The following is a 24365-nucleotide window of genomic DNA, read 5'->3' on the forward strand; positions in this document are numbered from 1 at the left end:
GCAGGGATATTTTTTCCCTGCCCTCTTTTTTGTGCAAAAGGCGGGGTCAGCCCCCTCCACATAAAAGCTTCATCGTGCAGAGGGACACGCCCCTTTTTCCGCACCTGTCCACACCCCCTCCGTCTTATGAGAATAAGATGGTAATAATTCTATGGACGGGGGATGATCGAGTGGGTGTTCGTGAGCTGCCGACGATTATGGCCGGACCTATGTTAAGGCGGGTCGAGGATAGACAGGCTTTTATATGGATTGCTTTAAGTCAGCCTTATCACATGGAGGCTGAGATATTTAAGGTTACCAGGGATAAGCATTCTGATGGTTTCACCTATACGGAAGTTGATTGTTTTTCGGAAGCCTGGACGGTCAGGGTTGGGAAGCGATTATATGTCAGTTTGATCAAAGTTTCTCCTGAAGCTGGAATCTTCCCTGCCAATACGCTTCTCGGATATAATCTGACATTCAGCAGCAACAGGGGAGAAACGCTGAAACTTGGGGACTTCGGCTTGCTGTCCTCGGATCATCCAGCAGCGATTGTTTATGAAGGGCTTGCATATCCGACGTTTTATATCAATGAAGGAACTAAGAACAAGATTCTGTACGGTTCATGCCGGAAATTGCACGGGGAAGGGGAAGATGTGTTCCTGGAAGCGGACCGGATGATCGCTGCGAATCCTACCACCACTGATCGGCCGTCCTCGCTCTTCTTATTGGGTGATCAAATCTATGCGGATGATGTTGCGGACTCCGTCATTCTTCCAGTCATCCGGTTAGGGGAAGAATTGATGGGGCGTGAAGAGGAACTTGGTATAGTTGAACCACGGGTAAATCAGCCCCTTTTTAAAAAAGCAATCGGGCAGATCAACGGCAGACAGTATATCAGTAAACGATTCTGCAGGTTCACCTCAAGAAAAGCCGCCAACCACCTCTTCACGCTGGGGGAATATATGGCGATGACCTTATTGTCCTGGAGCCCGGAGCTTTGGAAACTAAGCCCCGATTACGGAATGTTCAAGTCTTTTCATGAGTGGACGGAAGAGGATGGGGTGTATTTTGCCTTCAAGGACAGAGATTCAATGGAATATAACCGTGAGCATGAACTCCTCGAAGAACGCTATCAAAAACAGGGCATGGAGGTAGCCGGCACTGTCGATGCGCTCAATGCAGTGAGAAGGGTGATGGCCAATACGCCGACTTATATGATGTTCGATGATCATGATATCACCGACGACTGGAATCTGTCCGAAGAGTGGAAATCAACCGTTCGGGAGGCACCATTGGGAAAACATGTGGTCAGTAACGGACTTGCTTCCTATTGGTTATGTCAGGGCTGGGGAAATGACCCTGATTCCTTCCATCATTTTGCAAAAGCGATGCGCGCATATCTGGAATCTTATCAACCGGGGTCCTCCTCCCACACCAGATGGATGAACCTTCTATGGGACTATGATTCCTGGCATTTCACTGCCCCGACAACGCCTGCAGCCGTTTTTCTTGATACAAGGACCCAGCGCGATTATGAGCATGAACCGCAGCCTGTCAAACTGTTCAGAAGAATTGAAGAAGTCCGGAAGAGTCCCAATTTGATTAAGGAGGCTGCGTGGGATAAGGTTACCGCCAAACTCAGTGCTTCGGGCTGGAGGGAGGGCGAACCATTGATCATGGTATCCCCGACACCGCTTTACGGAATTGCGCTGATTGAAACCTTCCTGCAGAAATACATGCTTCCCCTCCGTACATTCGGCCTTCCAGTACAAAGCAGCTTTGATCTCGAGTCCTGGAAATACAACGGGAAAGGTTTTAACGAATTCATCCAAAGGGCGGCGGATTTGAATCCAAGTGACTGCATCATCCTATCCGGCGACCTGCACTCAGCATCAGCCGTCAAATCCTACATTACCTTTCACGACCGGGAAAGCAGCCTCACCATCCACCAGTTTACAAGCAGTCCCATGAAGAACATGAGCTATACCGGCATGGGGGGCTCTTTGATGAAACTGATGATGTGGATCAATGCCAGAAATAGAACCAATCGAACGATTCACCGTTCCTGTGATCAGGAATGCAACCTCATTCTCAAGGATGGAAAAGGCGGGGGAGACACTGATTTAAAATGGACGGAGAGTATCCGGTATCTGCCTTTGAACGACGGTACGTTGATTGAGACGAAGAACAATTTGGGTGTGTTCACATATGATTCGGGTGAGATTGGGAATATGTTAATTTGATAGTTGTATTGAAGAGGGTGTCTTACCCCGGCCGTGTTAGAGGTTCAGCGTGGCAGCGGGGCCGGCACCTTTTTTAGTGGGACTAAAAGGTGAAGTGAAAGATTAATAGGCAAAACTCGATGATTATGTACAGAAACTCGATGATTTTATAGTGAAACTCGATGATTAAGTGGTAAAACTCGATGATTACTGTACCGAAACTCGAAGATTTGACTAAAACTATAAGGACTCACCCTTTAGCGATAATATAAGCACTCATGCACCTTATGGATTTGGGTGGAATGAGGACAAGAAGCCGCAAATATATTCTATAGGAACATGAAACTGAGGAGGTGAGGTGTTGGCGAATCCTATTGTGGCCAGGTCATTGGATGAAATTACTTTTTGGTCCAGAATAATGAAAGAACATGCCCTGTTTTTAAGCTTGGGATTTACGTATGAACAGAAACAGTTAATCGAGGAAGCACGACAGTTTATCTCTTTATTTGAAAGGATAGAGGAAAAGTTAGCAAGATTTTCGGTGAACTCAGATTTACGTCAGGTTCAAGCTTTCAATTCCGAGGTTTATCAAGCTGCCGTGGCAATTTGGACTTACAAACGCAAAGTTTTAGGTTTGACTCTACGGTGCGAAATCCGTACAAACAATTTCCCTTTATTAGTCGATCATATTAGTCGAGAAGCAGCCTACTTTGCAAACCGTTTGAAAGAACTCAATGAGGGGAAATTGGCCCCAGAACCAGATGCGGTCATCGAAGAAAATGTATTCTTCTTAAAGATTATGGCGGATCATGCTAAGTTTATCGGTCATCTTTTAGATCCATCGGAAAGAAAATTGGTAGAACAGGCGAGAGAGTTTAGCCATGACTTCGACCAATTAATGTTTCAGGCCGTCGATTTGTGTTCTATGCGTCCACAATCAGAAACGAAACCGATACTTAGTCAATTTTTAAATCAAAATAAGGTTTCTGTCGCTTCGTTAAGAGATTTTAAGAAAACAGCAAGAGAGTTAATAGAGGAATGCCGCATCAAAAGTAATATCCATCCGCTATTAGCAGATCACACATTTAGAGAAGCCGAAAGATTCTTGGAAATCATTGATTTATTTGAAGGAAGCTTGAAATAATCGTTTGAAGCATGGTGATTGTTCCCATGCTTCTTTTTGCTGTATAAAGAAAGTGGAGGTTCAATAAAGAAAGGAATGAAAATCATGAAAAAACCAAAGATTGCGGTCATCGGAAGTTCATCGATGGATTTGGTTGTCACATCGAAAAGGCGTCCACTCGCGGGAGAGACTGTCCTCGGAGAGTCCTTTGAAATGGTTCCCGGCGGTAAAGGGGCGAATCAGGCGGTGGCAGCAGCACGCCTTGGAGCGGAAGTACATATGATCGGGTGCGTCGGGGATGACACCTATGGGAAGGATATTCTCGACAATTTTAAAAATAATGGTGTTCACATAGGATATGTGAAACAAATTACAAACCAGTCCAGCGGCACGGCTCACATCATTTTAGCGGAAGGGGATAACAGCATCGTCGTCGTCAAAGGGGCGAATGATTTCGTCACGCCGGAATATGTGAACCAGTCCCTGACACTTTTAAAAAAATTCGACCTTGTCATGATCCAGCAGGAAGTGCCGGAAGAAACGGTTCTCGAAGCGGTCCGTTTATGCCATGAGATCGGAGTCCCGCTTTTATTGAACCCGGCTCCTGCAAGGGCGATTTCCAATGAGGTTGTTGATAAAGCGGCGTATCTGACGCCGAATGAACATGAGGCAGGCATGTTGTTCAATGGACTGGAGCTCTCGAAAGCACTAGAAAAATATCATAACAAACTGTTCATTACCGAAGGGGCGGCCGGTGTCCGTTATCACGACGGCAGCGGAGAACACCTAGTACCGTCATTTCCTGTAAAAGTCGTCGACACCACCGGGGCAGGCGATACATTCAATGCGGCATTTGGAACGGCCATTGCCGAAGGGAGAGACCTGAAAGAAAGCTTGCGTTTTGCCAATCGTGCCGCTTCCATGTCGGTCACCGGATTCGGTGCTCAGGGCGGCATGCCGACAAGGGAAGAAGTGGAGAAGGGGCTTGCTGAATGAGCGGAATGGTGAATAAATATGATCCATTCTTATTTGGAAAAGGGGTTTCACTGTACGGTACCCTGCCGCCATGCCGGCCAGCCCTTTATGCATTCAAGCTTCAGCGTATCGAGGGGATTCTTGTATCGTTCCCCAACAAAAAAACTCAGAGCCCAGCGCCCTGAGATAGATAGTATGTTTACCGCTCACTCGCTCTCGTATCTTCTCCCGATTAAAAATCCACTTTGATTTTAACAAGGTCCTGGATGCTTCCATCCTTTGCACTTCGGCTGTACACCCACAGTTCTCCTGTATCAGAGGTTGGCTGGCGGTCAAAGGGAAGGGTTGCAGTAAAGAAACCATAAGCCGGTGCCCCTTCATTTGCAGTGGTAAAGCGTTCATTTGTAACAATGACACCATTGTTATCTCTTAGCTGATAGTTGACTGTAGCTTCAAACACCCTGGCATAGCCTTCCACTTGTTGACCACTGTTGATCGAAGTACCCGGAATGGGTTTGGTCACGAAGATATTTCTTGATGTAGGAATCGGAATGATCAAGTGATAATCCTGCCAGATGACATCCCTTTGGAAGCCGGGGCGGCCTGCATTCGCTGTTTCAATGTCAGATACTGAAACACTATACAGCCTTGAAATGGAATACAGTGTATCGCCGCTGACAATCTTGTAAGAGAAGGCAGGGACAAGCAAGGGCTGGTCTACGAAAATTAAACCAGGGTTCTCAATATTGTTGATTCCAGCCAGAAGATCTACATGTGTTTCAAAAGTTTGAGCGATGGCTGTGAGTGTGTCTCCGGTTGTAACAATGTGAGTCATAAGAGGCGTCGGGGTTGTAGTTGGGATGAGTAGCACATCACCTGAAAAGATCAACCCTCTGTCTGTCACAGGTGGAAACAGATGGTTCGCTCTTTCAATTCCTGCGACGGTACTTCCGTATTTTACAGCAATCGAATAGAGTGTGTCCCCCGGCCTGACTGTGTAAATGAAACCTTTGGTATGAATCGTTGGCATTCTAAACACCCCCTTTCATTTCTGTATATTCTATGAAAAGAGTGGAAGAGGGAGAACGGCTGATTCATTACAGAGAGAATGTTTACTAGAGTTAATAACCAAATAGGATTTCTCTCACATCAAATTCTAGAGTTTTTTATATGTTTACAATGCTCCCTTTGTTAGTGCTTGTCCCCGATACACAGCGGGGATTGGGCTACTCAAACCGTCCCGCTTTGTCCACACCGCTCCGTACTGCAAAAATTCCACATACCCGCAATGAAAAAGTATATTTCTTCCCTCCCAAGACAAAGCTGATACCATTGACGACCAGAAGGGGGACCATTATGTTCTTTAAGAAAAACGAAAAGAGTCCCGGAGTAGAGAAATTGAAGTCCAAAGAGAGCGATATCCAGATGGCTGAATCCTCTGAGGAATTCACTAGAGCGATCAAAAACAGATTAAACAATAGCTCAGATGTGGTGGTAATCAAGGTGCGCCCGGATCTCACTATCATCTATATAGAAGCGTTAATTGAAACATCAATGCTCAATCGCGATATTATCGGCCAGCTCAATGAAGAGTCTGTTGCCCCTTCGACAGTGGAGAGTCAAATGAACTCAGGGGATGTTCAGCAGATCACTTCATTGAAGGAAGCTGTTTTTTCCCTTCTCGGCGGAGCTGTCCTGATTCATGTTGAAGGATTCGCACCTGTCGTATCCGTTATGATCCCCACCACGGACCGGCGTTCTTTAGCAAAGCCAGAGAATGAATCCATCGTAATCGGTCCCCAGCTCGGTTTTAATGAAAGTATGGCGACGAATATTTCGCTGGTCCGGCGATATTTGGTAAATCCAGATTTGACTACTGTGTCTATGACCCGCGGGGAACAGACAAGGACCGCAATCTCTATCATGTACATAAATGGAATAGCATCAGATGAGATGGTGGAAACGGTCAAACAGCGCATATCCAATATTTCAGTAGACGGTATCATGGACAGTTCGGTCCTCATGCAGCTGATTGAAGATAATTCGATGAGTATCTTTCCGTTGATGGTGTTAACAGAGCGGCCTGATCGTGCCTGTTCGTGGCTGCTTAATGGAAAAATCATCATCATTGTTGATGGGAGCTCCCTGGTTATCGGATGTCCTCAAAGCTTCATTGAGTATTTTCAAAGCATGGAAGATCAAAACGTTAAGTGGCAAGTCGCCTCTTTTTTTAGGCTCTTACGCATGATCGCGATGCTGCTGTCTGTATTTTTTACAGCAATCTATGTGGCCTCTTTGACCTATCATTATGAAATCATTCCTCAGCCGCTGCTCATTCCTTTGAGTGAGTCGCGTTCGAGGGTCCCCTTCCCGCCGATCATCGAGGCGCTTCTTCTGGAATTCATCATTGAATTACTGAGGGAAGCTGGGGCCAGGCTGCCGACCAAAGTAGGCCAGACGATGGGTATTGTAGGGGGGATTGTCATCGGGACGGCTGCGGTCGAAGCTGGATTCACCAGTAATATCCTCATCATCATCGTAGCTCTTGGAGCACTAGCCTCATTCACCACACCTAACTTCATGATGGGGAATGTCATTCGGATCCTGCGGTTTCCGATTATTATTTTAGCAGGGTTCTGGGGCTTTTATGGCACGATGTTTGCCTTTTGCTTCTTGCTCATCCACCTCTTGAGACAATCTAGTCTTGGGAGTCCATTTTTGGCACCGTTTTATCCGCTTCGGTTTAGGGATTGGGGGAATAGTGTGGTGCGGCTGCCCCTCAACCTTACGTCGAAACGTCCATATCAGACGAGGCCGCTTAATTCTAAAAAGTATGATTCAAAGAAATAATTCAAGACAATGGAGAGGAGGGATCAAATGAAGGTATCCATATACCCTGAACAACACCATCTGGTCAATGCTTTTCTTGTTATGTTCATTATCCACTCTGCCCAGTTGGGAGTCGGCGTCCAAGGGTTTCAGAGAATCATCTATATGGAAGCCAAACATGACGCGTGGATGTCGGTCCTTCTCTCCGGGGGCATTGCAAGTATCATCGGGTTTATTATGGTGAAGACTCTCCAATCCTATGAAAGTGCGGATCTATATGGGATTCAGCGGGACGTCTATGGAAAATGGATCGGGACCTTCCTCAATCTCGTGTATGTTTCCTATTGCCTGGGCGCTTTTCTTGTGATCATTCGAAATTATATTGAAGTCCTTCAAGCATGGGTCTTCCCTGAGGTCCCAACCTGGTTCCTTGCCCTTACCCTTATGCTCTTGGTTTTATATGGGGCATTGGGGGGATTCCGGATCATCGTCGGAGTCAGCTTCTTCAGTGTGTTCTTGGCGCTTTGGTTATTGGGTCTGTTGAGCTATCCTCTCCAATATATCAATTGGCAGAATATTATGCCTATGTTTGAAGCGAATACGATGGATATATTAAAAGGTACATATGCCATGACATTCACTGTCATCGGGTTTGAACTGATGTATTCCTACTATCCTTATATAAAAGAGAAACAAAAAACAACTCGGTATATGCAGATTGGATTAGCGTATACGACCTTCCTCTATTTAGCCGTCATGCTGGTATCGCTTGGCTACTTCAGCGGGGGTCAGCTTGAACGGACGATCTGGGCCACCCTGTCATTATTTAAAATCGTCCGGCTGCCGTTCATCGAACGGTTCGAATATGTGGCCATCACGTTTTGGATGCTTATTATCCTTCCCAATCTCATGCTGTACATATGGTCCGCATCAAGGGGGGTCACCCGTATTTTTCAATGGAAAGAAAAAACGTTCATTTGGATTTTTTCCATTTTCCTGTTTGCCGCTATCCAGTTTTTCGTAACAAGAGAGCAGATCAACGCCCTCAGTGATCTTTTTGGAAAAGTATCTTTTTATGTAGTCTATTGTTATCCCATTGTCCTTTATATATTTGTATTGATAAAGAAAAAAGTAGTGAGGAAGGGGAATGCAACGTGAAAAATATGACTCGATTGTTATTGGCCCTTTTTGCACTTTCATTTCTTAGTTCCTGCGCAGATCCGAGTACGCTTGAGAAAATCGGGATGATCACAACGGTAGGCTATGACAAAGCGGATGGAGAAGAGATTCAAACAACCATCCTGATTCTTGAAACGGACCCGCAATCCGTGGACAGTACGAATGTCATTTCCAGTAATGCACTGACAAGCAAAGGCGCAAGAATAAAGGGAAGCCTCAAATCACAGAAAAAATTAGAGTCAGGTCAATTGAGGGTAGCCCTTTATGGTAAGGAAGTGGCTGAAAAAGGGTTCATCAACTTGGCGGATACCCTAAGCAGGGATCATGCGATCAGTGATTTAACCTATTTGGCTGTAGTGGATGGAAAGGCGAGTGAGATCCTGGAGAAAAAATACGAACAATTTTCTGATGCCGGACAATATGTGTATAAAGAGATTGAACAGAACATCAAAGGGGAAACGATTCCCTCACCGACTCTCCACGAAATGCTCCATGATTATTATTCCGTTGGCATTGATCCGCTGATGCCGCTCCTCAAAGTGGAGGACGAAATGATCACGATCACGGGGATGGCCATTATGAAGGATGACAAAATGGTGGGAAGGATTTCGCCGATAGAAGCCTTCTATGTCAAATTGGTCAACGATCAATACGATGCCGGGAATTTCGAATTGACGCTTAAGAACGGAAATGACCCGGAATTAATGGAAGGACAGGATTCTTCCAAAAAGATTGCAGTCGCATTGGATACCATTAAAAGTAAAAGCAAGATTGACCTCCTAGATGAGCAGACGTTGGAATTTGATCTGGACATATCGATGAACGCACGATTACAGGAAATCAACCAGAAGATTGATTTAAAGAATCCTAAGAACATTGAAATCCTCGACGAAAAAATAAGTCAAGAAATGAATAAGGAAATCAAAGAATTGATTAGATATGGGAAGTCTGTCGATTCTGATTTCATTGGGTTTGGAGAAGTGTACCGCAGTGCGGTCCCCCATTCAAAATTAACGAAGAAGAAATGGCATTCCATGTATAAAGATGTAAAAGTAAACGTGAACATCGACTTTCAAATTGTTAGAACGGGAGTGGTGGAGTGAGGTGGGGGTGCTGAAGAAAAACTCATTACATGAAACCAGTCCCTTCTGTCTTCACTTTTCCGCCATAATTAACAGAAATCCCCTAACCAAGAAAGCGCATATCCCTGTTATAGTTATAATACAATGAATGTTGGGTAGGTATAGAATAAGAACACCGATTCTACAGCAATCTTAGGGGAAATGAATCATGACACTAAAGAAGATGAAAAGTATCCTGTTTATGCTGCTTGGACTGATCTCCTTGGCATTCGGGCTCGCCGGCACAGTGCTGCCTGTCCTGCCGGGCGGTCCGTTTTACTTATTTGCCGCATATTGCTTTGCAAAAAGTTCCAAGCGGATAGAAGACTGGTTTAAAAGCTTAACCATATATGAAAAGTATGTAATGGGCTTCCTTCAAAAGAAGGGGATGACTCTGAAAGAGAAAATTCGAATAAACGTGACGGCAGATTTCTTTATTCTGATTTCCATCGTGGTCGTCGACATCTTATTCGTTCGAATTCTATTGATTGGACTCGCCTTGTACAAACACTATTATTTTATAAAAAAAATCAAGACCCTTCATCCGGACGCAAAAGAAGAAGGGTTGAAAGAAAAACTGAATTAGCGGTATGGGCCTGACCACGGTGCGTGAAATTTTAGCGTATCGGGGGTCAGGCTCTCTTTGTAAGAAAAAAACGTTTTTACTGATGAATGAAGACAGGAGTCCCAATCGGGATGGTGCGTGCCAATTCTTCCACATCTTTGTTATACATACGGATGCAGCCCAGTGAAACGGCTTTGCCGATCGAGCTCGGATTATTGGTCCCGTGAATGCCGTACCCCTGTTTCGATAAACTCATCCACATGGTGCCGTATGGTCCGCCGGGGTTTGGCGCCTTGTTAATGATGATGTAGTTTCCCACGGGCGTTTCCGATACCATTCTGCCCACAGCGATTGGATACTGCTTTTGCAGGGTGCCATTCCTTAGCAGTTTTAATCTACGGTTGTTTACAGACACGTCGATTTGAAAGGGCAGGGTGTCGGGCGAAGGGAAACCTGGAATGACAATGGGCTGGCCTGGGTAGATGAGATTTGGATTGATGGATGGGTTGGCACGGATGATGACCGGGAGCGGGACGCGGTAATCCCGTGCAATTTGATTCAGCGTCTCACCGGGTTTTACAATATGGTTCAAATCAAACACCACCTTTGCATACTTTTATAGTGTATGTTTGAGGCGGGATAATAAGTGCGAATCAAACCTTTACAATTTGTATTTCATTTACTTCAGTCTTCTTTTATAAAATGCTTATAATACAATAGTAGAATGAATAATAGGATTGGATCTAAGAATGCAGAGTGCCCCAAGCTCCACCACCCATAATGAAAATATCCCCATGGTGCAGGAAGCAGGGCAATGACCTCATATAGTAATAAAGCAATCGTCCAAAAAAAGACAAAGAGAGTCCGTACCCACCTTGTACGATCAAAAGGATACCAATTTAAAAACATCATATTGACCGGTGGAAGCAAAATGGAATGCGCAGGTAATGCTGCCCAATCAATTTCTTTAGAAAAATACCAATACCCGAGATACTTCATATCCACATAAAGATCAAAAGACAGTTGTAATGAAATGGTGAAAACAAAAATATGGGCAATTTGCTTGGCAGTTAATGTTTTATTTGTTTTGAAAGCAACCAAATTAAAAAGAATTACGGCGATCATCAGTCCAAACATAATAAAAGTCCTTTTCGCATTAATGTGTTAAGTGTACTCTCCTATTCTGCCCAGTATGATGGAAACTATTTACCAGTGAGTATGAATTGTACGGCCATGTGAAAATAAACGATAAGGAGAAAACGCTTTGAATATCAAACAAGTATATGAATACGACATTGATCATGAATTGAGAGCTAAGCTGCAGCAGTTATTAATCGAATGTTTTGATGAGGAGTATCCACGGGATAGGATTTACTACAAGCAATTACCGCATTTCCGTTTCATCGCCTATGATGATCTGGATCAACTTGCTGGTCAAGTGGGATTGGATTATCGAGTAATGAACGTAAACGGGGAGCCGGTAAAGGTACTTGGACTCATTGACGTGTGCGTGGCGAGAGAACATCGTTCACAAGGGATAGGTTCATTGCTTCTATCTGAAATTGATGCATTTTGTAAAAATAGGGCTGTTGATTTTCTCCTTCTGTTTGCAGATAAAAAAGAACTGTACATGAAGGCAGGGTTCAAATCAGCCGAAAGTAAATGTAAATGGCTGCAAATAAACGATGTCAATCAAACTACATATGGTATAGGTCATCAAAAAATAAAAGAACTGATGATAAAAGAAGTGGGAAATAGAAAGTGGAAAGATGGAGAGGTTGATTTAATGGGTTATCTTTACTAAGGTGCCTGCTCGTTGTCGGTCCACTATTCGCAAAATAGAATGACAGGAATCGAACACCCGCCGAAAACAGTAAAGGACGGTCTCCATGTATAAAACAAGAAGACCGTCCAATTATATTCTTTATAATAATAATGAGAATTCCAATAAAGTTACGTGCGATCCAATGGATAAAAGCCGCTTCGTTACCTATTGTGCTTGTGCATCAATTTGGTCTAGTTCCTCATGGATGTGTTTTAATTCCTCTGACAGCCGGAGGAACTCTTTTTTATTTCTGTCACGTAATGAGTGGTCGATTTTCTGTTCAATTTGCTCTTTGCGGAATGTTAACATCGCCTTGTCCAATATCATTTCTGCAAATAGGGAGTCCATGCTGATCAGATCAGTCTGTGGGGATTGAAGCAAATACTTTTTCATGTAAAATCAACTCCTTGACCTTTTTTCTATTATACTAACCAATATCAAAATATTCAAACATTTTTTATTTTAGAACGCCCGTCCCTCGATGCGCTGCCGCATTAACGCATCGAGGGACGGGCGTTGTTTTTCCGGAAGAAGGAAATTTCAACTTTTTTATGGAAGTAGTAAGGGCTAAGGTTTTGGGAGGAAGAATTCGTTCGAGTGAAGTGATGGTGAAATGGGGTGAAGCAGTGAAAGTGAGATTAACGGATTACCGGGAAGAATGGAAATCCATGTATAAAGAGGAAGCGGCGTTTTTGATGACAATATTCGGGGATGAAGTCGTTTCGTTTGAGCATTTCGGGAGCACGGCGATTCAAGGCATGAAGGCGAAGCCTGTGATCGACATGATGTGCATCGTGAAGGATATCTCGGCGATTGATTCATACAATGAACAGATGGAGGAACTCGGCTACGATGCAGCGGGTGATTGGGGAATCGAGGGCAGGAGGCTGTTCCGGAAAGGCGGAGAGAATAGGACGCATCATATTCATGTCTATCAATCCGGCAATCCGCAGATTGAACGGCATTTGATCTTCAGGGATTATATGCGTGCACATCCTGACGAGGCAGCGCGATACAACCGGTTCAAGGAAGAGCTCGCGGATAAGTATGAGTCGACCAAGGACTACAGTCCGGCTAAGAAGGCGTTTGTTTCGGAGATGGAGAAGAAGGCGCTGGATTGGCAGAGGAACAGGTAAAGCGTTACATAAGGAGGAAGTAAAATGTTTATCGTGAATGTAGAAGCTGCCATTCACCGGGATGGCAAGTGGCTTTTGATCAGAAGAAGTGAGAAAGAGGATCATGCACCGGGCATGCTTTCGCTTGTCGGCGGGAAGTGTGATGCTGAAGGTGTCTCGACTGAGATTCTGGAGCGGACCTTGATCCGGGAAGTGGATGAAGAAGTAGGGATTAAGATTGGCGGCCTTACCTATGTGAATAGCTGCTCTTTTGTAACGGATACAGGCATCAATGTCATCGATATCGTCTTTCTCTGCAACGTTGAATCCGGGGAGCCTTACACGAAAAGTCAGGATGAAGTGGATGAAGTGTTGTGGATGTCGACTTCTGAGATTCTGGAGAGAGAAGAGATTGCAAGGTATTTAAAGGATAATATCCAGCAGGCTGAGAAAAAGTTGGATGCTGGCTTTTTTGTGAAGTAGCAGTAATTTTTATAATGAAAAAAGTGTTCATGGCTTCCTCATGAACACTTTTGGAGAGATCCATGATTGTCACGCCGCAAAAGTCGCGTTACGCCAATCATGGCAGGGAATGTGAAGTTCACATTCCATCATTAGCGTAAAGTATGAAACGCGTTTCATAGCAAGGGGAATTTAGTTGAATGTGTTTTTTTTTCGAAAACGGTAGACGATTTTCTGGAGGGATGTTCAAGATGTATTTCTTTATTTTCATTGGAGTCATCATCCTGTATTTCGGTATCAGGGTGTGGATCGGTTCAAGGAAAATGGAGTTTTATGGAGATAGTATCAAGAAGAATTCGAGCAATGAAAGGGACGAATCGTATCAAAAATCCGCCCGGCATGCTGTACAGTTGAGGAATAACAACAATCAAAATGGAGGCGGCGGGCCGATTGGTTAAGTGATGGTTTCTGGTTTCTGCGCTAATGAATGACTTCTTTAAAAGTTAGGGGATAGCGAGATGAAAAAATGGATCGGGTTGGTCAGTGTGTTGGTGCTGATTTTCATCATGCTGCACAGCACACCGCATTTAGCATTGAGGACGAAAGTGTTCCTTATGGGGTATCCCGCGGCAGCCCTAGCATCGAGCATCGTGGATGATGAGTTTCATAATGATAGGGATAAAGATGCAATTACCGCCTTGAACGCAAATATCTATACTCTCACAGACCCGCCAGTCGAAAAAGCGACTCAGGGTCAATTAAGAAACTACTTGGTGAGGAAGGTGGGCTTTCTTCATTTTGCCGAGTATTATGGGGAGGGTTAAGAGTGTTCGATGGGTTTCAACCAAGAATACGTATGCAGGAAAGGAAATACTGCGATAGTTGGTATCGGGGGCTTATCTATAGGAGATGGGCTTCTTTTTATGTTGAGAACCATTGGGAGTGTGGTCTCGCTTGCGGACCGTTATCTGGTTGATCATAACCGATGAGGAACAATAATAATTGTTGGAAATCGATTACATCTTCAGCTGTTCGATAATAGAAGGAGACCCTTTTAGAGAATTCGATAATAAAGTTCTCGTAATCGATAATAAAGTCTTGATTTTCGATAATCAATCGTTTGTTTTCGATAATAAAGTGTTGGGACCCCAGAGTGGAAGTGAATATTTGTTTGATTTTTATGGAAAAAGAGCTGAATGAGCTTCTTTTTTGTTGGGGGAGAGACAAAACTCAATGTTTTCGGCAGTTTTTCCTCAGTTTTTTTCAAAAAATAACCTATTTTTCTTCAGAAACCAATCAAAGGTGCGGGCCGCTTCCCTTCTTTCAACCAGATCAACCCACCCAAAATAAAAGATGCCCGCACCCCGTCCACCGGATGCAGGCATCGAACTCCATTCAAATCAATACAAATTAAAAATATAAGGACCGATGAACGTGATATAAAACATCATATACATGCCCATATAATAAAACGCTCCGCTCATGGAACCCCAGTCCGGATCTCTTCCGAATTTCCAGATGATCAGTGTGATCACGCTCAGGAAGAGAGTTACAGCATATGCACTGCCCGGGAATAAGAGGTAACCAGGAGCCATCTGATGGAAGTACGCATTCATCGCATCCTGGGTGTAGGAAATCGGCATGAACATAAAGATGATGATGGCCAGATATTCAACCCAGCTGATTCCATCTTTTTCGAATGCATTTGGTTTAAAGATGTACATGAGTATCAGCAGGAAGAGTGATGGCAGTACCCAGTAGAAGGAGGTCATGATGGTGACCAGGCTGCTGAACATCATGAGCACGCCGTTGTTGATCGCTTCCTTTACAGAACTTTTTGACCAGTCGGTGCTGGCTGCAATGACCTCGGGATTTCGGGAATTCCCTGTCAGTTTGTAGGTATCTCCATCATAATTCATCCAGACCATCGCATCATCGGAAATCCTCATCGGCGGATATGACACATGTTTTGTCGTACTGACCGGAGCTGCAGTGAAGCTTGAATCTTCATTGAACGGCGCCGCGTACAAGCTAATCGAGTTATTGTCACCAACACGTGTCCCTTCCGATGTCAGCAGGATCATCTCTTTACCGTCTATATTCATCATTTGGACACCGCCGGGGCTCATCAGCTTCTGTCCGGTTTCGGAATGAACGAACTCCACCTTCTCTCCGTCCAGCATGGAGCTGCCAATGTCCTCAACGGGGGCTTGTACTTTAAATACTTTGTAGGCAAGAGTCCCTTGGGTCCTTGATTTTTGATTATAAAAAACAATCAGGTTCCCGCCGTTCACCTTGAACGTCAGTCCATTGATCTTCTTATTAGGTGAGCTGTCGACAGTCAGGAAAGGCTCGCTGACTTGCTTCTTTTCATCGAGATAGTATAACAGGTCATGGGTATTGTCTTTCTCCACCTGAATGATGGCACTTCCATCGTCGGCCACATGCATGTCAGAAATCACGTTTTGGAACGTATGTATGTCAGCAGAAGCGTTCTTTTCAGGATCATAATGACTTAACGTATGGCCATTCCAAAAGAAGACATCATTTTTTCCTGCCCCCAAGCCAGTGATTTCTTTTTGAAGTATGAAATCCTTTTGATCTCTCGTCGAAACGAGATTTCCATCTTTATAATAGATGAGTTCCTCTCCATTGCTCCAGAAAGGGAACCCCCTGGTGATCTTCGTATTCGTTGTCTCCTGTTCTGCGATTGTTAACTCATCGTTCATCCTGATGGATTGAACTTGACCATTGGCTGCGATATGAATTCGGTCTTCTGAATCGACAAACATCTGCGGCTTCTCTTCAAATGAAGCAGGGAGCGGAACGGACCTGCTCCAGTCAGGGTGCGGCAGCTCTTTCACAAGCAGAAGCTGATGCACAAATAATGCTGAAATAAATATCAATGTAAGCCCGATTGGTATTCCAAAGGCCTTTAACTTCTCTCTCATAAAACATCCCCCAATGTTATCTTTATATAATTTTGAATTTTACCACAATAATCGACAGTAAACACCATTTTTTTACAAAAAAATCAGAAATCCAAGGTTTATTGAATATCTTTACAAAACAATAATCTCCCATTAAAAATGCCTCAAAACTCGTGTGCTACGTTGAAGGTGACAAAACATAGGGAGGTTTTCCATGTCTGTAAAGAGATTGATGTTGGCAGCGATCGTGACAGGGGGTTACTTCATTGGATCATCATTTGCTTCGTCTTCCACCGACCCTGAAGAGTATATTTCCGTGCAGCTCTTGGGGGTCAATGATTTTCATGGACAGCTGGAAACATATCGATCAAGGAATGGAAAGCAGGTCGGGGGCGCTGAGTATCTGGCCGCCTATTTAGAAAAACACCGTCAAGAGAACGAAAATACCCTTTTGGTACATGCCGGCGATATGGTCGGTGCCAGCTCGCCCGTATCATCACTTATGCAGGATGAACCTGCCGTGGAGTGGATGAACAACGTTGGCTTCGACATCGGCACATTGGGAAATCATGAGTTCGATGAAGGGACGGACGAAATGTTCAGGCTCCTTAAGGGAGGCAAACATGATAAGACAGGCGATTTTGAAGGTGCGGCTTTTCCTTACACTGCTGCCAATGTCATTGATAAAAAGACAGGGCAATCCATTTTACCTCCTTATGTGATTAAAGAAGTCGATGGCGTGCCGATCGGATTTATCGGCGTTGTCACAACCGAAACGAAGGATATCGTCCTTCCAAGCGGGGTTGAAGACGTGGAATTCACGGATGAAGTGACCGCCATCAATCAAAGCGTAAAAGAATTGAAGGCAAAAGGGGTACAGTCCATCATCGTTCTTGGGCATGTTTCAGCCTCTTTGAACACAGATGGATCGGCCCCGGCTGAAGACGTCGCAGAATTTGCGCCCCGCATCGACGATGAAGTCGACATCTTCTTCGGCGGCCACAATCACGGCTTTGCCAACACAATGGTCGACGGGAAGATGATCATTCAATCGTATTCGTACGGAACAGCCTTTTCAGACGTCGATCTTTTCATCGATCCGGAATCGAAGGAAATCGTCCATAAACAAGCTGAAATCATCTCCACTTATCATGAAGGAATCGAGCCGGATAAAGAGGTCAAAGAGATGGTCGATGCTTACTCGGCAGACAAAGAAATGATGCTGAGCCAAGAGATGGGAAGGGCAGAAGCTTCCATCTCGAAGGAAAAGACCGATAGCGGCGAGCGCTCGATAGGAAATCTCGTTGCTGATTCACACAGACAGAACATGGGTACCGACATAGCCTTTATGAATCCCGGATCGATCCGGGCGAACCTGAATGAAGGAGAACTTACCTGGGGAGAACTGTACACCATGCTTCCCTTTGGTACACACCTGGTCAAAGTCTCCCTTACTGGCTCCGAACTGAAAGAAGTGCTGGAACAGCAATGGACAGGAAACTTCCAGACGGTCATGCAGGCATCCGGACTGCATTATACATGGGATAAGGACGCACCTCCAGGCCGAAAAGTCATAGACATGACTGATGAGGACGGAAACACCATTCAGCCGGATCAAACGTATACCGTTGCCTTGACCAATTACCTTGCAACCGGAGGGGACGGCTTTACAGCTTTCAAAGAAGGAACCGATCCAGTAGAAGGCCCGCCGACATTGGACTCATTCATTACCTATATCATTGAGTCGGGCGGGAGTGTAGCACCGCCGGAGATGGGACGGATCAAGGTTCATTAATTTCGTTAAGATAATATATAGTAAAAATAAAATCGTAAAAAAGATGCCGGATCAGATTGGATTTGGCATCTTTTTTGATGAACTGAATCCTTTTTCAAAACGAGGTTTGATTCGAAGGGTTACTTAAGGATGTAAAAAACAGATAAGTATTTAAATATATATGGTAAAATTATCAAGAAGTCTTTTTCATTATTATTACTTTAGATTTTTAATTCCTATGCTTGCTTAATACAAGAATACTATTAAAAGGAGCTGCAAGGATGAACCTGACAAATGGAGAGTTTACCGTTGAGTTAAATGGAATCAGTCATTGGGTGAAAATTGAAGGCATTGAAAACAACACAATTCCCATCGTCATTCTTCACGGGGGACCAGGCGGAAATCATTATGTTTTTGAAAGGACAGCTGGGCATTCATTATCCAGGACCAGGACAATCGTTTACTATGAACAGCGAGGGTGCGGCAGAAGTGCGATGCCAGAATCGGAAAATGATTATACACTAGATTTGCTCATTCAAGACTTTATAGAATTGAAGAAATGGTTAGGAGCAGATAAAGTTGATCTTCTCGGGTATTCATTTGGGGGAGAGTTGGCACTTGAAATTGCGTATGCCATTCCTAATGAAATTAATCAGATGATCCTGTCTGCTCCTAGTTTAATAGATACAGATATTCAGAAAATGATTCAAATAACAGGGTTTATGACAATAGCAGATAAAAATCTTTATAGTATGATATCGAAGCTGCAACAAGAGGGATTATCTATTGAGGATTTATATAATAGGATATGGGCCATTGTAGAACCCGAGACTGTGGATTTACTATTATTTGAGAATCAAGAGATTGCAAAGGAAAATAGAGCAATGTGGAAAGAAAGTAAGTTGATAAACACAGGTTTGATGATGAATAGCCTTCAAAATAATCCGGCGAAAACTCCATTAATCTTTCGTCTGGAGGAAATAAAAACCCACACTCTGATCATTACAGGAGTCTTCGATCGAAATACAGGGCTGCCTATTTCAAAAATCATACATAAACATCTTAAAAATAGCAGTCTGGTATTATTCGAGAAGAGCGCTCACTTTCCTGACTTGGAGGAAACAGAAGGATTTATTGAGAAAATAAATGAATTTCTGAGAGATAACTAACACAAAAAAGGGGATTAGGACATTGCTTATGCTACAGCAGCCCTCATCATCGTGACCTTTGTATTCAATTACTTTAGTGATCTATCGAAAAAATGGTGAATTGAAATCTTATTTTTATTTTAAACCAGAAAGGAGACTGAACATTGGCTGAAGGACTGCTTCATCATGTAGAAATCTATGTATCCGACATAAAGAAATCAACTGCCTTTTGGGGATGGTTCCTGCAGGAGTTAGGCTATCATTCTTATCAAAAGTGGGATAAAGGAGAGAGCTGGAAGCTTGGGGAGACTTACCTTGTGTTTGTCCAGGCGGACGAAAGATATTTGGATGAACCTTATCACAGATGCAGGACCGGTTTAAATCACTTGGCTTTTCATGCTGCTTCCCGTGAAAGAGTGGATGAGATGACCGTAAAGTTAAAGGAGAAGCGGATCAACATCCTATACGAAAATCTGCATCCATTTGCAGGCGGTGAAGATTACTATGCTGTGTACTTTGAAGATCCTGACCGGATAAAAGTAGAGTTTGTGGCACCAGCTTTATTAACTCAGTGAAAAGAGGGAACCTTGAATTGGTGCCTGCCCCCGGAACGGTGAAGACTGCCTGTCCGTCAAACCGGATTTTAACTAGACATTCCCAAACAGAAGAATATAATGAAAAAGACAATAGCACATTTTTTACATAAAAAGGGTGACATATATGGTAGCAAAAGAAGGCAATATGAAGCTGGCGCTTGCGGGTCTCCTGCTCGGGATCTTGATGTCGGCGATGGATAATACCATTGTGGCGACTGCTCTTGGATCGATCGTTTCGGATCTTGGCGGACTCGACAAGTTTGTCTGGGTGACGTCTGCTTATATGGTGGCAGTCATGGCCGGGATGCCGATTTTCGGCAAGCTCTCCGACATGTATGGAAGGAAGCGGTTTTATATTTTCGGTCTTTCCATTTTCCTGGTGGGCTCGGCACTTTGCGGAATCGCACAGGATATTGTGCAGCTGAGCATTTTCAGGGCGATTCAGGGAATCGGGGGTGGAGCGTTACTCCCGATCGCGTTTACGATTGTCTTTGATATTTTCCCGCCTGAGAAAAGAGGGAAGATGACGGGGATACTAGGTGCGGTATTCGGATCGGCTTCTGTATTCGGTCCGTTGATCGGTGCGTTCCTGACCGATAACTTTAGCTGGCATTGGGTGTTTTATGTGAATGTTCCGATCGGACTTCTTTCATTATTCTTCATCATCACTGCGTATAAAGAATCGCCGCAGCGGTCCGACCAGCGAATCGACTGGGGAGGTGCGGTCACGCTTGTTATCGCGGTTGTGAGCTTGATGTTTGCGCTTGAACTGGGAGGGAAGGAGTTCGCCTGGGCTTCATGGCAAATCATTGGGTTGCTGGTGTCATTTTTCGTTTTCATCGTAAGCTTTATTATTATTGAACGGAAAGCAGCAGAGCCGATCATTTCATTCTGGATGTTCAAGAGTACCTTGTTTGCATCCTCTCAGGCACTTGCTTTTCTTTACGGGGCGGCGTTCATCATCCTGACCATCTTGATCCCGATTTTCGTTCAGGCTGTGTATGGCGGTTCGGCCACGAATGCAGGGATGATTCTGACGCCGTTGATGCTTGGATCTGTGGTCGGAAGTGCGATTGCCGGAATCCGTATGACGAAAACCAGTTATCGCAACATCATGTGGGTGTCAATCATCTCCTTCATCGCGGGTATGATGCTGCTTACAACGATGGGGCCGAATACAAGCAGGCTTCTGCTGACACTCTATATGACCCTGAGCGGATTTGGTGTCGGGTTCTCGTTTTCGCTTCTTCCTAATGCGACGATCCATAAGCTTGATCCGAGATTCAGGGGATCCGCAAATTCGACCAACGCGTTTTTCCGTTCACTGGGGATGACGATCGGAATCACGGTGTATGGAACTCTCCAGACAAAGCTCTTCGCTTCTAATTTGGAAGAAGCATTCAAGGGACAGGGAGGGGGACAGGCATTCCCGGGCGGAGGAGATCCGAGAAGCATCTTTGAACCGGAAATGCGTGAACAGATTCCTGATGCTGTATTGGAAAAAATCACGACGGCCATGTCTGATTCGATTACGACAACATTTGCATACGCATTGATTCCCCTGATTATAGCATTGTTCTTTGTGTACCGGATGGGGAGCAGCAGGCTGGAGATCGAGAAAGAGGCTTCAAAAGCTTCCAGGTAGGGGGAAAGGTGAAAAAGGAGAACGAGGCAGTCAGCCTTGTTCTCCTTTTTTATGTTGAATTTGGGCCCAGCCACTCCCTTTACAATTACCCCCAATGAAATTTACACTTTTTTACCACTCCTTATAAGAGCCCTAACAATTCGAATTTATAATGAAGGTGACTAATTAAAGGGGTGATATCAATGGATCGAATGATCACAGGGCTTCATAAGGTGGATCAGCAGCTCTTTTACAAAATAAACGGAAGTAAATTGTACCGTACCTTCTTTGGGGTAATCACGCACTTGGGAGGTGCCAGAATCTCCATTCTTTCCATCCTCGCATTGGCCCTTCTCAGCAGTGTCTATCCTTCGATCAGACCTGCCGTCATTCAAGCATTCCTCGTCTTGAGTGTCAGTCACTTCGTCATGCATTTCATCAAGCGTTCAGTGAAAAGGATCCGACCTTATCTAACGCTGCCTGATGTGATGCACCACGGTCATCCATTTGAGGATCACTCATTTCCATCAGGCCACTCAACGGCGATCTTTTCAATCACAATCCCGTTTATGCTTCACTTTCCGGCGGCCATTGTGATTTTGTTTCCCATCAGTGTACTCGTTGCCTACTCGAGAGTCGTGCTCGGCGTGCACTATCCTTCCGATGTGATGGCTGGAGCGTTCCTGGCTTTGGGTACAGCGGTTTTTGTTTCCATTTTGTAGTAGGCAGTAGAAAAAAACGGAATCAAGAAAAGGGAGGATTCAAGATGAGAATCGCTTTGTTTTCCGATACGTACCACCCCCAGGTAAATGGGGTGGCGAGAACCTTGAAAAGGCTGACCGATTATTTTGAAAAGAAGGGCATTGAATATAAGGTGTTCGTGCCTGAAACCGATGCCCGGAAAGAACAATATCCTAACGTTCATTCGTTTACCAGTTTTCCTTTTATCTTTTATCCCGAGTGCCGGACGGCCATTGCCAATCCCATCACGATTGAAAAACAGCTGAAAGAATTCTCTCCCGACCTCATCCACGTGACCACACCGCTCTCGATGGGGCTTATCGGTGTCCACTGTGCAAAGAAAATGAATATCCCGCTAGTCGCCTCCTATCATACTCACTTTGATTTTTACCTGGATTACTACAAGATGACCTGGTTATCACCGTTGCTTTGGAAATACATGAAGTGGTTTCATTCGCGTGCCCAGAGGATTTTCGTTCCTTCCATTGATACAAAAAAACACCTTGAATCCAAGGGGTTTCAGCATCTGTCCATTTGGAGCAGGGGAGTGGACTGCGAAGCTTTTTCACCAAGCAAACGAACCAATGGACTCAATGATAAATTTACTTTGTTATACGTAGGAAGACTGGCGCCTGAAAAGGACCTGGAGACGTTAACGAAGATCATCAAGTTCCTGCCCCCGGCTGTCAAAGCTACTGTCCAATGGATCATTGTCGGAGACGGTCCTTTGAAAAAAGAAATGGAGAGGGATTTAAAGGAGGAAAACGTGACGTGTACCGGATACCTGAACGGCGGAGAACTGGCGAAAATCTATGCTTCCTCCGATCTCTTCGTCTTCCCGTCCGCCTCCGAAACGTTCGGAAACGTCATATTAGAAGCATTTGCCTCAGGACTCCCGGCAGTAGTTGCGGACAAAGGCGGAGTGACAACTATCGTGGAAGATGGCAAAGACGGCAGGATTGCGAGAGCTCATCATTATGAATCTTTCATAGAGGCGATAGATGAAATCACAGGAAACGAAGAACTGCATAAATCCATGAGCCGGCAAGCCAGATTAAAAGCAGAACACCTCTCCTGGGACAGCATTTTCAAAAAGCTTGAGTTTGAATACAGGGAAGTACTATCCCTCTCGTTTGAAGAGGTCGGAGATGAAAGGGTTTCATCACTGTAAAGGCCCGTCGATCTGTGTGGCTTCCCGGTCAGGTCCTGCAGGGAGGTACGACCGAGGAGCTCACCAACCGCCCGCGGAAAGCGAAGACTTGCACGGAAATCAACAGCGGTGTTCAACACAGGATTTGGAAATCGTGACAAAGGACATAATGGTGTTGAAAAGCTTCATAACCTGGGTCTGCACTCAATTGCGATAATGATATTTTTTTAGGGAAATTGCGGTCGTTGAAGGGTTCTGGGATACACGTCTTGAATTAAAAAAATAGACCGTTAGCCATAAACGACTAAGATAATGGAGGGATCGAACATGACAAATGAAATCAGCGAGAAAAAATTGTCACAAGAACAGAGTGAAGAGTTGCTCCACGTATTGAAAGCACGTTTTGAGAAAAATATGAACCGCCATGAGAATCTTAAATGGGCAGAAGTCCAAGCTAAGCTCGAGGCTGATGCAGAAAAGCTGTGGTCGCTCAATGAAATGGAAAGAACCGGCGGTGAACCGGATGTGATCGGGTTTAACAAAAAGAAGGACGCATACATGTTTTGTGATTGTTCACCGGAAAGTCCTAAAGGCCGGAGAAGTGTGTGCTACGACCGTGAAGCGCTGGAGTCAAGGAAAAAACATAAACCAGAAAATAACGCGATTGATATGGCAGCTTCCATGGGCATCGAACTATTGACGGAGGAACAATATCGTGCACTGCAGAAACTTGAACATTTCGATAAGAAAACCTCAAGCTGGGTGCAAACCCCCGATGATATCAGAAAACTGGGCGGTGCACTATTTTGCGATTACCGCTTCGGCCACGTCTTCGTGTACCACAATGGAGCTGAATCCTACTATGCTGCCAGAGGATTTCGCGGTTCGCTGATGGTCTGAGGAGGCTGGCAAAAAAAGGCCGAGAGCATAAAGGAAATCACTCAAGGCCTTCAAATTCACTTCTAAAGCCACATCCGTCTATGAGCAAATGGTGGAAAGGTATT

At 44.6% G+C, this 24365-nt stretch carries 25 protein-coding genes; 19 read left to right on the plus strand and 6 right to left on the minus strand.

Annotation, left to right across the window (positions count from 1 at the left end; genetic code table 11):
- Positions 1 to 170: 170 nt before the first annotated feature.
- From AAEO50_RS05475 to rbsK, 3 genes are all read left to right on the plus strand, one after another.
- A complete protein-coding gene (locus tag AAEO50_RS05475) occupies positions 171 to 2225 on the plus strand; it encodes an alkaline phosphatase D family protein (protein WP_341981314.1) in 2055 nt (684 codons plus the stop codon).
- A gap of 340 nt (positions 2226 to 2565) precedes the next feature.
- Positions 2566 to 3348, plus strand: coding sequence for a DUF2935 domain-containing protein (locus tag AAEO50_RS05480; RefSeq protein ID WP_341981316.1), 783 nt, complete (start codon positions 2566 to 2568; stop codon positions 3346 to 3348).
- Positions 3349 to 3432: 84 nt separating this feature from the next.
- Positions 3433 to 4323, plus strand: a complete 891-nt coding sequence (gene rbsK / locus AAEO50_RS05485; RefSeq protein WP_341981318.1) for a ribokinase — start codon at positions 3433 to 3435, stop codon at positions 4321 to 4323.
- A gap of 211 nt (positions 4324 to 4534) precedes the next feature.
- Here rbsK and AAEO50_RS05490 read toward each other — a convergent pair whose 3' ends face one another.
- Positions 4535 to 5332, minus strand: a complete 798-nt coding sequence (locus AAEO50_RS05490) for a LysM peptidoglycan-binding domain-containing protein (RefSeq protein ID WP_341981320.1) — start codon at positions 5330 to 5332, stop codon at positions 4535 to 4537.
- A gap of 140 nt (positions 5333 to 5472) precedes the next feature.
- On the opposite strand from AAEO50_RS05490, the gene AAEO50_RS05495 reads away from it, so the two are divergent.
- The 4 genes from AAEO50_RS05495 to AAEO50_RS05510 all read left to right on the plus strand — a co-directional run bounded on the left by AAEO50_RS05495 (position 5473) and on the right by AAEO50_RS05510 (position 10017).
- A complete protein-coding gene (locus tag AAEO50_RS05495) occupies positions 5473 to 7152 on the plus strand; it encodes a spore germination protein (protein ID WP_341981322.1) in 1680 nt (559 codons plus the stop codon).
- 27 nt (positions 7153 to 7179) lie between these two features.
- Positions 7180 to 8289: a GerAB/ArcD/ProY family transporter gene (locus AAEO50_RS05500; RefSeq protein WP_341981325.1), complete on the plus strand. Its 1110-nt coding sequence runs from the start codon at positions 7180 to 7182 to the stop codon at positions 8287 to 8289.
- A 5-nt stretch (positions 8290 to 8294) separates the two neighbouring features.
- A complete protein-coding gene (locus AAEO50_RS05505; protein ID WP_341981414.1) occupies positions 8295 to 9413 on the plus strand; it encodes a Ger(x)C family spore germination protein in 1119 nt (372 codons plus the stop codon).
- Positions 9414 to 9600: 187 nt separating this feature from the next.
- On the plus strand, positions 9601 to 10017 hold the full coding sequence (locus AAEO50_RS05510) for a YbaN family protein (RefSeq protein WP_341981327.1): 417 nt from the start codon (positions 9601 to 9603) through the stop codon (positions 10015 to 10017).
- 76 nt (positions 10018 to 10093) lie between these two features.
- On the opposite strand, the gene AAEO50_RS05515 is transcribed toward AAEO50_RS05510, so the two are convergent.
- Both AAEO50_RS05515 and AAEO50_RS05520 read right to left on the minus strand, forming a co-directional pair.
- The gene (locus tag AAEO50_RS05515) at positions 10094 to 10588 is read right to left on the minus strand and encodes a L,D-transpeptidase family protein (protein WP_341981329.1); all 495 of its coding nucleotides are present in this window, start codon (positions 10586 to 10588) and stop codon (positions 10094 to 10096) included.
- 92 nt (positions 10589 to 10680) lie between these two features.
- Complete coding sequence (locus tag AAEO50_RS05520; protein ID WP_341981331.1) at positions 10681 to 11133, minus strand: hypothetical protein; 453 nt, start codon at positions 11131 to 11133, stop codon at positions 10681 to 10683.
- 127 nt (positions 11134 to 11260) lie between these two features.
- Here AAEO50_RS05520 and AAEO50_RS05525 point away from each other — a divergent pair, with 127 nt between their 5' ends.
- Positions 11261 to 11800 carry a GNAT family N-acetyltransferase gene (locus AAEO50_RS05525; protein WP_341981333.1) on the plus strand — a complete coding sequence of 180 codons (540 nt, stop codon included), beginning with the start codon at positions 11261 to 11263 and terminating at the stop codon, positions 11798 to 11800.
- A 186-nt stretch (positions 11801 to 11986) separates the two neighbouring features.
- On the opposite strand, the gene AAEO50_RS05530 is transcribed toward AAEO50_RS05525, so the two are convergent.
- On the minus strand, positions 11987 to 12214 hold the full coding sequence (locus tag AAEO50_RS05530) for an IDEAL domain-containing protein (RefSeq protein WP_341981336.1): 228 nt from the start codon (positions 12212 to 12214) through the stop codon (positions 11987 to 11989).
- A 233-nt stretch (positions 12215 to 12447) separates the two neighbouring features.
- Between AAEO50_RS05530 and AAEO50_RS05535 the strand changes: the two genes are divergently transcribed.
- From AAEO50_RS05535 to AAEO50_RS05550, 4 genes are all read left to right on the plus strand, one after another.
- Entirely contained in the window at positions 12448 to 12957 is a 510-nt protein-coding gene (locus tag AAEO50_RS05535) for a GrpB family protein (RefSeq protein ID WP_341981416.1), read from the plus strand.
- A gap of 24 nt (positions 12958 to 12981) precedes the next feature.
- Complete coding sequence (locus tag AAEO50_RS05540; protein WP_341981338.1) at positions 12982 to 13419, plus strand: NUDIX hydrolase; 438 nt, start codon at positions 12982 to 12984, stop codon at positions 13417 to 13419.
- A 230-nt stretch (positions 13420 to 13649) separates the two neighbouring features.
- Positions 13650 to 13856, plus strand: a complete 207-nt coding sequence (locus AAEO50_RS05545; protein ID WP_341981340.1) for a hypothetical protein — start codon at positions 13650 to 13652, stop codon at positions 13854 to 13856.
- A gap of 60 nt (positions 13857 to 13916) precedes the next feature.
- Complete coding sequence (locus AAEO50_RS05550) at positions 13917 to 14222, plus strand: hypothetical protein (RefSeq protein ID WP_341981342.1); 306 nt, start codon at positions 13917 to 13919, stop codon at positions 14220 to 14222.
- A gap of 97 nt (positions 14223 to 14319) precedes the next feature.
- Here AAEO50_RS05550 and AAEO50_RS05555 read toward each other — a convergent pair whose 3' ends face one another.
- Positions 14320 to 14514, minus strand: a complete 195-nt coding sequence (locus tag AAEO50_RS05555) for a hypothetical protein (protein ID WP_341981344.1) — start codon at positions 14512 to 14514, stop codon at positions 14320 to 14322.
- A gap of 284 nt (positions 14515 to 14798) precedes the next feature.
- A complete protein-coding gene (locus AAEO50_RS05560) occupies positions 14799 to 16349 on the minus strand; it encodes a hypothetical protein (RefSeq protein ID WP_341981346.1) in 1551 nt (516 codons plus the stop codon).
- 193 nt (positions 16350 to 16542) lie between these two features.
- Here AAEO50_RS05560 and AAEO50_RS05565 point away from each other — a divergent pair, with 193 nt between their 5' ends.
- The 7 genes from AAEO50_RS05565 to AAEO50_RS05595 all read left to right on the plus strand — a co-directional run bounded on the left by AAEO50_RS05565 (position 16543) and on the right by AAEO50_RS05595 (position 24261).
- A complete protein-coding gene (locus tag AAEO50_RS05565) occupies positions 16543 to 18123 on the plus strand; it encodes a bifunctional metallophosphatase/5'-nucleotidase (RefSeq protein WP_341981349.1) in 1581 nt (526 codons plus the stop codon).
- 260 nt (positions 18124 to 18383) lie between these two features.
- Complete coding sequence (locus tag AAEO50_RS05570) at positions 18384 to 19271, plus strand: alpha/beta fold hydrolase (protein WP_341981351.1); 888 nt, start codon at positions 18384 to 18386, stop codon at positions 19269 to 19271.
- A 143-nt stretch (positions 19272 to 19414) separates the two neighbouring features.
- Positions 19415 to 19825, plus strand: coding sequence for a VOC family protein (locus tag AAEO50_RS05575; RefSeq protein ID WP_341981353.1), 411 nt, complete (start codon positions 19415 to 19417; stop codon positions 19823 to 19825).
- Positions 19826 to 19970: 145 nt separating this feature from the next.
- The gene (locus tag AAEO50_RS05580) at positions 19971 to 21491 is read left to right on the plus strand and encodes an MDR family MFS transporter (RefSeq protein ID WP_341981355.1); all 1521 of its coding nucleotides are present in this window, start codon (positions 19971 to 19973) and stop codon (positions 21489 to 21491) included.
- A 182-nt stretch (positions 21492 to 21673) separates the two neighbouring features.
- Complete coding sequence (locus tag AAEO50_RS05585) at positions 21674 to 22192, plus strand: phosphatase PAP2 family protein (protein ID WP_341981357.1); 519 nt, start codon at positions 21674 to 21676, stop codon at positions 22190 to 22192.
- 44 nt (positions 22193 to 22236) lie between these two features.
- Positions 22237 to 23382 (plus strand): glycosyltransferase family 1 protein, encoded by a 1146-nt coding sequence (locus AAEO50_RS05590; protein WP_341981359.1) that lies wholly within the window; start codon positions 22237 to 22239, stop codon positions 23380 to 23382.
- Positions 23383 to 23688: 306 nt separating this feature from the next.
- Positions 23689 to 24261, plus strand: a complete 573-nt coding sequence (locus AAEO50_RS05595) for a DUF4256 domain-containing protein (RefSeq protein ID WP_341981361.1) — start codon at positions 23689 to 23691, stop codon at positions 24259 to 24261.
- The last annotated feature ends 104 nt before the right edge of the window (positions 24262 to 24365 follow it).

Source organism: Rossellomorea oryzaecorticis, assembly GCF_038405515.1.
GTDB lineage: Bacteria > Bacillota > Bacilli > Bacillales > Bacillaceae_B > Rossellomorea > Rossellomorea oryzaecorticis_A.